Consider the following 12327-nt stretch of genomic DNA (forward strand, 5'->3'; position numbering starts at 1 on the left):
ACGCCTCAGGACCGAACGAATGCAGCCAACCATCAGGACCCGCGTCGCCCTCACCGGCTTGACTCTCGCCCTTTTGTCCAGCCTCGGCTTTGCAGATCCGGCTCTACCGTCCAACCCGCCATTGCCCAGCCAGCGCCCTTATCAGGCCGTTGCCGGCAATGTCGACAACGCGTTCACGACCAGTTCGATCGCCGCGCAATCGGCGGCGGCGATGGCGACCGACCTCGTCGTGACTGGCGATGTTTCCCGACTGAAGGCCGGCCTCGACGCGCTTCAGGCGGGCAGGGTCTCGCAGGCCCGGACCGCTCGCAACAATTTGCCGGCCAACTCACTCGACCGGGCGATTCTCGCCTGGGCAATCGCGACGAGCGGGGCGGACGGCGTTCCCTCCTCCGAGATCGCCGAAGCGGCCTTCGCGCTCAAGGGCTGGCCGGGCATGTCGCGCCTGCGCAGCAATTCCGAGCGCGCCCTCCTGCGTGAAAATGCCGGCCCGCAGGCCGTTTTGCGCGCATTCGGCGATTCGCAGCCCGAAACGCGCGAGGGCACCATCGCGCTGACGCGCGCGCATCTGTCCGTCGGCAACACGCAGGCCGCCCGCGCAACGCTCGCACCTTTCTGGCGTACTGAGCGCATGGAACCGGGCGAAGAAGCCTCGATGATCCGCGAATTCGGCCGCCTGCTTCCCGCGTCCGATCACTGGGCGCGCATGGAATCGATGCTCCATATCGACCGCGTCACCTCTGCCGAACGCGTGGCGGGCCTTGCCGGCGGCGAGGCGCTGACCAAGGCGTGGGCGGCTGTCATTCGCGGAGAAAACAATGCGGGCCGTCTGCTCGCAGCCGTTCCGCAGGCGCAAAAGAAAGCCGGTTTCTATTTCGCGCAGGCACGCCATCAGCGCCGTGCCGAGCGATACAAGGAAGCGGCTCAAACCATCTTGCAGGCCCCGACGGGTGCGGCCAATCTGGTCAATCCCGATGCATGGTGGATCGAGCGGCGCGTTCTGGCGCGCGAACTGATCGACCTTGGCGAAAACCGCCTCGCCTATCAGGTCGCCGCCGGACATTCGGCCGAAAGCCCGGCCAACGCTGTCGACGCCGAGTTTCATGCCGGCTGGTTCGCGCTGCGCTTTCTGAACGACCCGCGCACGGCGCATAATCATTTCAACCGGATCGTGCAGATTTCCGAAGGACCGATCTCGCTTTCGCGCGGCTATTACTGGCTCGGCCGCGCTGCGGAAGCCGGTGGTCCGGGCAACGCACGCGACTACTACCAGCGCGGCGCGCGTTACGGCACCGCGTTTTACGGCCAGCTTGCGGCCGCAAAACTCAGCGCGACGACGATCTCGGCCTCCTTCCCCTCCCCCTCCGACGCCGACCGGCGCAATTTCGAGGGCCGGCAGGCCGTACAGGCGATCCGGCGGCTCGAGCGCGCAGGCCATCAGAGCCGGGCCAACACGCTCTACCGCGATCTGGCACTGCAACTCGACAGCGTCGGCGAACTGGCGCTCCTTGCCGTCATGGCGGAGCGTCGGGGCGATCATCCGCTGGCCCTGCGCGTCGGTAAATGGGCCGCTGGGCGCGGGCTCGATGTCGGCGCGCTCGCTCATCCCGTAGGCGCGATCCCCGGTAACGCCAACATCTCGGCAGCCGGCAAGGCGCTCGCCTATGCGATCGCGAGGCAGGAAAGCGAATTCAACATCTCGGCCCGCTCAGGCGCGGGCGCGCTCGGCATCCTCCAGCTTTTGCCGGGAACCGCGCGTGACATGGCGCGCAAGACGGGCGTTTCGTTCGATCAGGCGCGCTTGACGCGAGACGCCGGCTACAACGCAGCGCTCGGCGCCGCCTATCTCGGCGAACAGCTCGACCGTTTCAACGGCTCCTATATCCTCACCTTCGCGGGCTACAATGCCGGCCCGAGCCGCGCCGCCCAGTGGGTACAGCGCTTCGGCGACCCTCGCGGCCAGAATATCGAGCAGGTCGTCGACTGGATCGAACGCATCCCCTTTCATGAGACACGTTCCTATGTTCAGCGCGTGATGGAAAACTATCAGGTCTACAAGATGCGCATTTCGGGCCGCGCCGACGTGGTGGCGGATCTGACGGGCGGCCGGCGCTGACGCGCCGGTTTAGCGCCGTTACCCCTCATCCAACCCTTCGGGCCACCGCCCTAGATTGAGCCACGGGTCTCAACCCGTCCTTCAGACCCAAAAGGGGAGAAGATGGCTGAGCGAAGCGAAGTCGGACGACGGGTATCGTGCTGTCTCGCCGACTAACGCTCATCACGTCGAAAACTTATCCCCCTCCGCCATACTCCCTCGCATCGCTCTCGTGGGAACCGGCGCGCACCGGGTCTCGGGAAGGCGGCGATGACTTCCCCCGATGGCGTCGGACACTATCGGGGATGTGAGGAGTGATCGGCCGAAGGCCGAGAGAAAGCCAACGATTTGGCTCTTTCAACGACGAACGCCCTGAGCCATAGCGAAGGGCCAAAGAACAGGCCGGCGTGGCGGGCTGCTTGCACTTCACAAGCCATACGCCATGCGGAAAAGCTCTTGTGACCGGTCAACAGCCAGATAGGTGAGACGCGGTCCGCGAAGCGGACGCGAAGCCAACAGATTTGGCTTTGCGAGCGTCGAACGCGGGGTGCACAGTTCGCGCCACTTTAAACACAATAGCAAGGCACGGCCCGCGCGCCCCGCTTCCCGTTCTTTGACAATGGCCGGATGCTGAGGCGCGGCGATGAATATGCGTGAATGAGCGAAGATATCGCCCGTCGCGCACCGTTACGCCGATGCCCTGGATCGTTGCGCATCTGATTGCGCCCGCAAGGCGAAGCCTGAAATACGGACGATGCCCGCTTTGACGAGTCTTTGGCGGGCTGGATTGATCACACCCCGGCGCTCCAGTGCACAAAAAGAAAACCCCCGGCGAACCGGGGGTCTCTTTAAGCTTGGTACTTTCGAACTTCTTAGAAGAAGCGCGAGAAGCGAACGAAGCCCGAGGTCGCGTTGCCGCCAACATCGGAGTCGACATCCGTGTAGACGACTTCCGTGCGGACTGCGAAGTCGCGGACCGGGGTCCAGACCAAGTTGCCTTCAACGGCCCAGGCGTCAACACCCGACGAAAGGTCGGTGCCCGGAACGTAGAGGTCGCTGATCCACTGACCGCCAACCGAAGCGCCGAAGGTCGGCGTGAACTGGTGGTAGTAGGAAGCCAGGACCGACCACTCGCCGCCGTGCTCGTTGTAGATGTTGTCGCTGTCGGCATAGTAGCCGATCAGGCGGAGCGACGAACCAGCGTAGTTCGGGATGTTGAACTCGCCGCCGATCGAAGCAGCCCAGCCGTCCTGGTCGATGTCGAATGCCGGAACACCACCGACGCCAGCCGCGTTGCCGAGGCCGTAGACGTTGAAGCCGTCACCGCTGAAGCCGCCCGTACGGTCGTTGTCGTAACCGACCTGACCCCAGACCGAACCCCAGCCCTGCTCGATACCGATGCGGGCAACGACGTCAGGCGTGTAACCGTTGTTCTCGTAGGCAACAGTGCCGCCAGCGAACGGAAGGCTAGCGAAGTTCTTGTTGTTGTCTTCGACCGAGGCAGCAGCGAAGAAGCCGTTGGCGCCGGTGAAGGTGTACGAGATCTGCTGGCGACGCTGGAAGCCGTAGTAGAGGCCACCATCCGAGTGCGAACCACCGGCAACAGCCCAGAGCGAGTCGTCACGACCCATCTTGAGGCCGCCGAGCTCGATGAAGGCGCGCTGGTTATTGACCGAACCGTTGCCGCGACCGGCGACGGACGTGTCGTTGCCGGCATTGCCTTCCCAGCGGATGTAACCGCGGAGCGTGCCCCACTCGGTGTCCGAACGGGCGTCGAAGAAGACGCGGGCGCGGGCCAGCTTGTTGTAACCGTCGTCGACGAAGCCGTGGTAGTTGTCGATGTCGCCGTCGTCAGCGAAACCGATCTGGTAACGGACTTCACCGCCGATGCGCAGGCAGGTCTCGGTGCCCGGGATGTAGAAGAAGCCAGCGCCGTACATGTCGCAAACGCGAACGTACTCAACGGGCTCCGGCTCTGCATAAACGATGGCGTCAGCAGCCTGGGCGCCCGATACGGCAACCAGTCCTGCGGCGGAGCCGAGAAGAAGGCTCTTGATGTTCATTTCTGACCTCCAGTCAAAAGTTGTTAAGCGGGTCTGGGCTCTTTTTGCTGAAGGACAGCGTTTCCCTGCCCCATCCCCAATTCCGAAAAAGGAGGTTTGTGTCCGCCCTTTCTCGATGCTGACAATACGCAGGAGATTTTCCCGATCAACCGCGTTTGCACACGAACGGGCATTTGCAGCCTCGCTAGCGGAAGGCTTGTTGCACAAAAGCCACGATTTGACCCCCGGCCTTTACATTCTGTTAAGGGCTGACGCCGCCGGGAGGCATCGAACGGCGACCGGAACGCGTCGGGTCACTTCAAAACTGATGGAATCGGGACGTGTTGGAGAAGCGGATTCGCGAATCGTCAGGCGACAGCGATTTTCCGTACCGGAATCGAAGCTCCGTATTGATTGTGCCGCGCTTCTTCTTTATCGACCGGGTCACCGGAGAGGTGGCCGAGTGGTCGAAGGCGCTCCCCTGCTAAGGGAGTAGGGCTCAAAAGGCTCTCGTGGGTTCGAATCCCATCCTCTCCGCCACTTCCCAAGCTACGCAGATATCTCGCTGCTGCCGACGATGCGTTCTCCGCTTCCCAGCACCTCTTTGTCGGCCTGGTCCGGCACGTCGCTCTTCTCCTTGCCGAAGAAAAGCGCGTATGCGGCCGGAAGGACGAGGATAGTGAGCACCGTCGCCACCAGAATGCCGCCCATCATGGCATAGGCGAGCGGCCCCCAGAAAACGCTGCGCGAGATCGGGATCAACGCCAGCACCGCCGTCAGCGCCGTCAGCATGATCGGCCGGAAGCGCCGGACCGTCGCACCGACGATCGCCTCGGAACGCTTGATGCCGGCGGCGATGTCCTGATCGATCTGGTCGATGAGAATGACGGAGTTGCGGATGATGATGCCGAGCAGCGCGATGACGCCGAGAATCGCCACGAAGCCGAAGGGCGCACCGCTGATGAGCAGCGCCGCCGCCGCCCCGATGATTCCGAGCGGCCCGGTGGCGAGCACCAGCATCGTTTTGCCGAAATGCTGCAATTGCACCATCAAAAGAAGAACGATCGCGAAGAGCATGATCGGCACTCTGGCCGCAATCGAATCCTGACTTTCGGCGGCGTCCTCGGCTCCGCCCTGCACCTCGATCCGGTAGCCGGACGGAGCGCTATCGCGAAGGTCCTGCATCTGCGCGCCAAGACGCATGGTCACGTCGTTAGGCTGGATATTATCCGGCACAGTTGCCCGAACCGTGATCGTGGGCATGCGGTTGCGCCGCCATTCAATGCCCTGCTCCATCTGCAGCACCAGCCGGGCGATCTGCGAGACCGGCACGAAGTCGCCGAAATCGGTCGGCACGTAGACCGAACCTGCCGCCGACAGCAGCGAGCGGCTGTCTGCCGGCTCCCGCGCCACGATCGACACCGTCTCCTCGCCATCGCGAAACTCGCCCAGCGTCAGGCCGGACATGGCCGCCTGCAACGCCTGGCGCACGCGCTGCGAGGTAACGCCGAGCGCACGCGCCCTGTCCTGATCGATTACCAGCCGCATCGTCTGCACGGGCTCCAGCCAGTCGTCATGTATCGCGCCGAGGAGCGGTTCCTGATGGAAGCGTGCTTTCACCTCGTCCGCCAGGCGACGGACTTCCTGACGGTCCGGCCCCATCACGCGGATCTGGACCGGCCAGCCGGTGGGAGGCCCGAGAAAGAGGCGGTCGACCTTGGCCCGCACCGAGGGGAAATCCTCGGCGAGAATCGTTCTCAATTTGGCGATCAGCCGTTCGCGTGACGGCTCGTCATTCGCCATGACGAGAAGCTGCGCATAATTCGGATTGCGCAATTGCTGGTCGAGCGGCAGGAAGAACCGCGGCGCGCCCTCGCCGATATAGGCGGCGATGAAGCGCTTGTCGGGATCGTCCATCATCCGCGCTTCCAGCGCCTCTACCTGCGCTTCGACTTCCCTGACGCTGGTGCCCTCTGGCAGCCACATGTCGACGAGAATTTCCGGGCGCTCGGATCGCGGGAAGAAGTTCTGCGGAATGAACTGGAAGCTCCAAAGGCTCGCGGCGAAGATTGCCAGCGTCGCAACGATCACCACGATCCGGTGGCGCACGGCCCAGCCGACAGTCGCGCCAAGACGCCGGTAAAAGGGCGTATCGAACACGTCGTGATGCGCGCCGCCCGCATGCTGGCGCTGCTTCAGGATCATGTGGCCGAGCCAAGGGGTCAAATAGACAGCGACGAACCACGACACCACCAGCGCGATGGCGACCACGAAGAACAGCGAACGCACATATTCGCCGGCAGCCGACTGGGCGAAACCGACGGGGATGAAACCCGCCGTGGTGATCAGCGTTCCGGTCAGCATCGGAAAGGCCGTCGATCTGTAGGCAAAGCTCGCCGCCTCGATCTTGACCAGCCCTTCCTCAAGCTTGCGCTCGGTCATTTCGACGATGATCATCGCGTCGTCGACCAGAAGACCCAAAGCGATGATGAGCGCACCGAGCGAGATGCGCTGCAGATCGATGCCAAGCTGGTACATGATAGCGAAGGTCGCGGCGAGCACCAGAGGGATGGTGATGGCGACGACAAGCCCCGACCGCCAGCCGATCGAAAGGAAGGAAACGACCAGCACGATCGCCAGCGCCTCGCCAAGCACCTTCATGAATTCGCTTATGGCATCAGTGACGACTTCCGGCTGATTGGCGATCTGGTCGATCTCGACACCGTAAGGCATCGTTTGCTCCAGAGCGCGGTAGGTCGCCTCGACATTCGCGCCGACGTCAGTGACGTTGTAGCCGCTCGCCATGACCACGCCCACCTGTACACTGTCATGACCGTTGAAACGGTATTTGCTCTGATAGGGGTCTTCGACACCGGCGGTCACCGAAGCGATGTCGCCAAGTCGGGTAACGCTATCGCCTGATCGCAGGCGTAATTCCCGGATGTCTTCCACACGTGCGATATCGCCCTCGACCGAAATGCGGACAGAGCGTGTGCCAGTATCGACGGCTCCGGCCGGATCGACACTGTTCTGGCCCGCAAGGGCGCTCTGCAGGTCGTTCAGCGTCAAGCCTCGCTCGGCCAGCGCGGTCGATGCGATGTCGATATAGATGACCTGCGGCTGGTCGCCGATAATGACGGCCTTTTCAACGCCGGGCGTCGCCAGAAGCACATCGCGCGCCTGCGTCGCGAAATCCTTCAGTTCGGGATAGGTATAGCCCTCCCCTGTGACGGAATGCAGCGTGATGTAGGTGTCGCCGAACTCGTCGTTGAAATAGGGACCGAGCAGGCCCGGCGGCAATTCGGACTCGATGTCGCCGACCTTCTTGCGCACCTGATAAAAAGCGTCCGCGACCTCAGCCGCGCTGGCCGCTCCTTCGATCTGAACGGTGATGACGGCGCTTCCGGCGCGCGCGTATGAGCGCACGAAATCGAGATGCGGCGTCTCCTGAAGCTTGCGCTCGATCTTGTTGACGACCTGATCCTGCATGTCTTCGAGCGAAGCGCCCGGCCAGACTGCCTGCACGACCATGACCCGGAAGGTGAATTCGGGGTCCTCGCTCTGACCCATCTGCCAAAGGCCAAGCCCACCGGCAATGAAGATCAGTGCGAACAGGAAACGCGCGATGCTCGGATGGCTGATTGCCCAGCGCGAAAGGTTGAAGCCTACCTTGTCGTCCGCGGAACCCGTCATGGCCGCCTCCAGTCAGCGTGGATGGATGGTTTTCAGCGAGACGGCCCGGCGGCCGCGACCGATGGGAGGTCGCTTTCCTGCTGGAGCTTCACCTTGAGGTTTTCTTCCATGAACTGCGTGCCGGCGGCGACCACGAGGTCATGCTGGTTCAGGCCTTGCGCCACACGTACGCCGCCAGGTCCGAAATCGACGACTTCAACATTGCGGGCATGCACCGTCCCGCTTTGCGGATCGGCAATCCAGACGATCGTTGCGCCATTCTTCTCGGCAAGCGCCTCAAGCGGAATCGTGATCAGCGGACGTTCCATGCCGATGGCCGCCCTGACAGTGCCGGTCATCCCGATGAGGACGCGCGCATTCGCAGGCAGGCTGATCCGCACCGAATAGGTACGCGATTGCGGGTCAGCGCTGCCGGCAACCTCGCGAACCCGGCCTTCCAGCCTCAAATTATTGTCATTCCAGAAGCCGACCTCGACCGCCATATCGCGGCGGAAGCCGAGAATCTCGGTTTCGGGAACCGCGATCTGGATTTCCTTTTCACCGTCGACCGCAACAGTCACGACGGGCGTGCCGACCGCAACGACCTGACCGCTATCGGCGCTGACCGCTGTGACGATTCCAGCGTCGTCGGCCCTGAGCTCGGCATAACCGAACTGGTTTTTGGCCTGCTGGAGCGCGGCGGCCGCAGCATCGCGCCCGGCAATTGCCTGCCGTTGGCTCAAGGCGGCCTCGTCGAGAACCGATTGCGCAGCGACGTTCCTCGCCTGCAACTGACGCGTACGTTCCAGAACGAGCTCCGCCGTTTCGACCTGCTTTTCAGAAGCGGTGAGTTCGGCTTCAGCCATCGTCACGGCGAGCGCCAGATCGGTCGCATCGATCCGCGCAAGCAGATCGCCGGGCTCAACGCGGTCGCCGACATCGACGGGGCGCTCGATGATCTTGCCTGCGACGCGGAAACCGAGTGCAGCTTCCCGGCGCGCCCTCACCGCACCCGAATATTCGAGCAATCGCGAGTCGTGGGTTGCGCCGATTTCCACGACCTTCACCGGCCTCACGACTTCCGGGGCAGCGACCGGCTGCGCTTCCGAGCAGGCGGTGAGCGCGGTTGCGGAGGCGATCAGGAGCGCCAGCATGGACGCCAAGCGCGTTGTTTTGTTCGAGGTCATCGTCGTGGTTCCGTTGCAAATGCGTCGGAGGCGGCCAAAAGTGAACCTGTTCGCCGTCTATCCAAGCGCCCTGATTGCGAAGTCGATCAACTGCTCGGGCGTCGCCCGGTTTTCCTTGGAAAGGCACTGGGCCACCATTTGCGGATGGCAAAGCATGGCGGTGCTCGCACCGAGGCATCGGGCGGCTATTTCGGCATCCTGTTTGCGGAATTCACCCGCCTCGATGCCTTCGCGAATGACCCGCTCGTAAACGGCGTGAATGCGGTCGATGTGGCGCTCGATGACGTGCCAGTCGCGCTCGATCGCCACGATCACCATCTCATGCACCTTCTGCTCGTCGAGCATGGCGTCAACCGTCATCCGGAACTGGGCCATGATGCAGCGGGCAAGCCGTTCGGGAGCCGGCAACGGCAGCTTCGACGCCTCCTCGATCTCTTTCAGGCTCGCCGCGAGCATGCGCCCGCAGATCGCCTGATGGATTTCGACCTTGGATGCGAAGAAACGGTAGATATTGGCCGACGACATGCCGAGGTCTCGGGCGATGTCAGCGACCGTCGTCTTCGAATAGCCGTAGTGGCGGAACATGCGCTCGCCGGTTTCGAGAATGCGCTCAACCGTCTCCGACTGGCCGGGCTCCAGGCTGGCTGCGATCGTCTGATTCATTGCAAGTCCCATGACGATTTATGAGTGACGAATTTTGAATTTCGTCACTCATAAATTAAATTTCGAACTTTTGTCAATGCTGCAGGGTCGCTGGTCGCGATATTCTCAGGTGGTCAAACCGTTTGAGAGGCGGTGCTGGTGGGCCATGTCGAAAGCGCCTGATCGACAACTGCCGTCAAAACATCGCGGCTGACACCGGCCTTTGCCTGCACGGCGACGCCATGGGTTACTGTCATGACGAAAGTTGCGAGCGTTTCAGGACACGCCGTTTCCGGCAAATCTCCCTCGTGCCTGGCACGCTTGAAACGCTCCACGAGCGCGTCCCGCCCCTTCGCACGCGCGTCGATGAGCGCCTGCCGGATTGGCTCGGCATCGTCAGAACCGGCCAGAACGCCGTTAATGCCGAGGCAACCGGTATGATCATCAAATCGAGTATTCAAATCGACCGCACCGTAAAGCACATGGGCGGCCGCCTCCCGCGCAGTCGGCAGATCAAGCGCGGCAGGCACATAAGCGAGATATTGCTCGTAATATCGATCGAGGACCTTGGCGAACAGGGCCTCCTTGTTGCCAAAGGCGGAATAGAGCGCGGGTCGCTCGACACCAGCCGCCTTTGTCAGGTCGGCATAGGACGTGCCCTCGAAGCCCTTCTTCCAGAAGACCGCCAGCATGTTGTCGAGCGCCGTGTCAGGGTCGAAGGCGCGATGTCGTCCCACGTCTCGTTCTCCACTTCATCATAACGATCATTATTAAAACGCTTGACACTGGATGTCACGCTCAATAGCTCTGCATTTAGTAACGATCGTTACGATATCAAATACGGATGCGCGGGGTGTGCTCCCTGTGCTCTCGAACCCGAAAAAGGCACTTGAAATGGATACTTTCAAAAACAAGGCCGTGCTCATCACCGGCGGATCGCGTGGGCTTGGGGCAGCAATCGCCGATGCCTTCGCCGAACAGGGAGCGGACGTTGCAATCAGCTATGCCGCCTCCAAGGAAAAGGCGGAAGCCGTCGTCGAACGGCTGAAAGCCAAAGGTGCACGCGCCATCGCCATTAAGAGCGACCAGTCCGATCCTTCGAGCGCCGAACCGCTCATCGAGGGCGTGCTGTCGGCTTTCGGCAGGCTCGACATCCTCGTGAACAATGCAGGAATCGCCGTTCAGGGACATCGCGTCGACGATCCCCACCTCGATGGCGAGGCGTACAATCGCCAATGGCATGTCAATGTTCTGGGCACGATCGCGAATACCCGTGCCGCCGCTCCCAAGCTAAGCGACGGAGGGCGGATCGTGTTCATCGGCTCCGGCCTCGGGTCGGTAGTGCCGATGATGGGTGTGGCCGACTATGCCGGGACGAAATGGGCGCTTGCCGGATACGCTAAGGGCGTCGCAAGGGATCTGGGCCCACGCAACATCACCGTGAACGTGGTACAGCCCGGCATCATGCCGACCGACATGGCCGCCGAGGTCGCCGATAAGCTGCCGGATCGGGAGGCCATTCTCGACATGCATCCGATCCGCCGCATCGCGACGCTGGAGGAAGTGGCCGATACCGTGCGGTTTCTCGCAGGCCCGTCTGCTGCCTACATCACTGGCGAAACCATCAACGTCGCCGGCGGCTTCGGGATTTAACGATATCCGGACGGAACTTCCGGCGGGTCGACCTGAACCGTGACGTGGTCGATCGCATGGTTTGCTTTCAGGCGGCTTGCGACGAGCCCGGGAAGCGACAGAGGATCGACATCAGGGGCCGGTGAAACGTGGATGGTGGCGACGATCCTGTCGTCGCTCAGCGTCCAGGCGTGAAAATGTCCGGCCCCGGCAATCTGCGGAAGGCTTGCAAGATCGGCTTCGACCTTCGCCGAGTCGAGGCCGATCGGCATCGCCTGCATCAAGACCCGCAGCGAATCCGAAACGAGGTTCCATGCGGAGCGGACTATGAGGATCGCCACGAAGGCGGACAGGATCGGGTCGAGAACGCTCCAGCCGGTCAGCATGATGCCGATGGCTGCTGCAATCGCGCCGACGGAACCGAGCAGATCGCCCACGACGTGCAGGAACGCTCCCTTGAGATTGGTGTCGCTACGATTGCCGGACCACAGGACCCAGGCGCCGGCAAGGTTGACGAGAAGACCGATGAACGCGACCACGAGCATCGGGCCTGCGAGCACTTCGATCGGCTCGTTGATGCGGGCGATCGCTTCCCAGACGATCCATGCGACGAGAATCAAAAGGCTCGCCCCGTTGGCGAGGGCAGCAAGTACGCGCACACGCTGATAGCCGTAGGTGCGCGACGCATCGGCGGGCCGGCGCGCTACGCGATAGGCGACCAAGGCGAGGAGCAGCGCCGCGGCGTCCGACGCCATATGTCCAGAATCGGCGATCAGCGCGAGCGAGCCCGAAAGCCAGCCGCCGACAGCCTGGATCACCGCATAGCCGGCCGTGAGGAAAAACACGAAGCGAATGCGCTTTTCGTTTCCCGCGGTCACGCGCTGCACATGGGAATGACCATGCTTGCCATGATCATGCGCGTCGTGGCTGTGCTCACTGTCGGCTTCGTTCATCGTTCTGCCCTGCTGCGTCATTCGGCGATGCTGAAGATATAGATTTCCGAGCGGCTCCGGACAGCATGTCATGGAACGCGTCCCGGAAGGTCAACGCACTTGTT

General features: G+C 62.4%; 8 protein-coding genes and 1 tRNA gene. 3 read left to right on the forward strand and 6 right to left on the reverse strand.

Annotated elements, in window-relative coordinates:
- Positions 1-19: 19 nt before the first annotated feature.
- Positions 20-2116 carry a lytic transglycosylase domain-containing protein gene (locus ACX82Z_RS11120; RefSeq protein ID WP_459588753.1) on the forward strand — a complete coding sequence of 699 codons (2097 nt, stop codon included), beginning with the start codon at positions 20-22 and terminating at the stop codon, positions 2114-2116.
- A gap of 851 nt (positions 2117-2967) precedes the next feature.
- Here ACX82Z_RS11120 and ACX82Z_RS11125 read toward each other — a convergent pair.
- Positions 2968-4158, reverse strand: a complete 1191-nt coding sequence (locus tag ACX82Z_RS11125) for a porin (protein ID WP_459588755.1) — start codon at positions 4156-4158, stop codon at positions 2968-2970.
- A 428-nt stretch (positions 4159-4586) separates the two neighbouring features.
- On the opposite strand from ACX82Z_RS11125, the gene ACX82Z_RS11130 reads away from it, so the two are divergent.
- A tRNA-Ser gene (locus tag ACX82Z_RS11130) sits at positions 4587-4677 on the forward strand.
- A 9-nt stretch (positions 4678-4686) separates the two neighbouring features.
- Here the strand turns inward: ACX82Z_RS11130 and ACX82Z_RS11135 are convergent.
- The 4 genes from ACX82Z_RS11135 to ACX82Z_RS11150 all read right to left on the reverse strand — a co-directional run bounded on the left by ACX82Z_RS11135 (position 4687) and on the right by ACX82Z_RS11150 (position 10375).
- Positions 4687-7830 (reverse strand): efflux RND transporter permease subunit, encoded by a 3144-nt coding sequence (locus ACX82Z_RS11135; RefSeq protein ID WP_459588757.1) that lies wholly within the window; start codon positions 7828-7830, stop codon positions 4687-4689.
- Positions 7831-7862: 32 nt separating this feature from the next.
- On the reverse strand, positions 7863-8996 hold the full coding sequence (locus ACX82Z_RS11140) for an efflux RND transporter periplasmic adaptor subunit (protein WP_459588759.1): 1134 nt from the start codon (positions 8994-8996) through the stop codon (positions 7863-7865).
- Between the two features lie 57 nt (positions 8997-9053).
- Positions 9054-9659 carry a TetR family transcriptional regulator gene (locus ACX82Z_RS11145; protein WP_459588761.1) on the reverse strand — a complete coding sequence of 202 codons (606 nt, stop codon included), beginning with the start codon at positions 9657-9659 and terminating at the stop codon, positions 9054-9056.
- Positions 9660-9772: 113 nt separating this feature from the next.
- The gene (locus ACX82Z_RS11150) at positions 9773-10375 is read right to left on the reverse strand and encodes a TetR/AcrR family transcriptional regulator (RefSeq protein WP_459588763.1); all 603 of its coding nucleotides are present in this window, start codon (positions 10373-10375) and stop codon (positions 9773-9775) included.
- A 157-nt stretch (positions 10376-10532) separates the two neighbouring features.
- Between ACX82Z_RS11150 and ACX82Z_RS11155 the strand changes: the two genes are divergently transcribed.
- Positions 10533-11291, forward strand: coding sequence for an SDR family NAD(P)-dependent oxidoreductase (locus tag ACX82Z_RS11155; RefSeq protein ID WP_459588765.1), 759 nt, complete (start codon positions 10533-10535; stop codon positions 11289-11291).
- On the opposite strand, the gene ACX82Z_RS11160 is transcribed toward ACX82Z_RS11155, so the two are convergent.
- Positions 11288-12223, reverse strand: a complete 936-nt coding sequence (locus tag ACX82Z_RS11160) for a cation diffusion facilitator family transporter (protein ID WP_459588766.1) — start codon at positions 12221-12223, stop codon at positions 11288-11290. The two genes, ACX82Z_RS11155 and ACX82Z_RS11160, sit on opposite strands and share 4 nt — an antisense overlap.
- Positions 12224-12327 lie beyond the last annotated feature (104 nt).

The sequence above is a fragment of the Aliihoeflea sp. PC F10.4 genome (assembly GCF_054612275.1).

Excerpts from the sequence above, each read along its gene's own strand:
- ACX82Z_RS11120 (WP_459588753.1), top strand. The coding sequence starts at position 20 with ATGCAGCCAACCATCAGGACCCGCGTCGCCCTCACCGGCTTGACTCTC.
- ACX82Z_RS11125 (WP_459588755.1), bottom strand. The coding sequence starts at position 4,158 with ATGAACATCAAGAGCCTTCTTCTCGGCTCCGCCGCAGGACTGGTTGCC.
- ACX82Z_RS11135 (WP_459588757.1), bottom strand. The coding sequence starts at position 7,830 with ATGACGGGTTCCGCGGACGACAAGGTAGGCTTCAACCTTTCGCGCTGG.
- ACX82Z_RS11140 (WP_459588759.1), bottom strand. The coding sequence starts at position 8,996 with ATGACCTCGAACAAAACAACGCGCTTGGCGTCCATGCTGGCGCTCCTG.
- ACX82Z_RS11145 (WP_459588761.1), bottom strand. The coding sequence starts at position 9,659 with ATGAATCAGACGATCGCAGCCAGCCTGGAGCCCGGCCAGTCGGAGACG.
- ACX82Z_RS11155 (WP_459588765.1), top strand. The coding sequence starts at position 10,533 with ATGGATACTTTCAAAAACAAGGCCGTGCTCATCACCGGCGGATCGCGT.
- ACX82Z_RS11160 (WP_459588766.1), bottom strand. The coding sequence starts at position 12,223 with ATGAACGAAGCCGACAGTGAGCACAGCCACGACGCGCATGATCATGGC.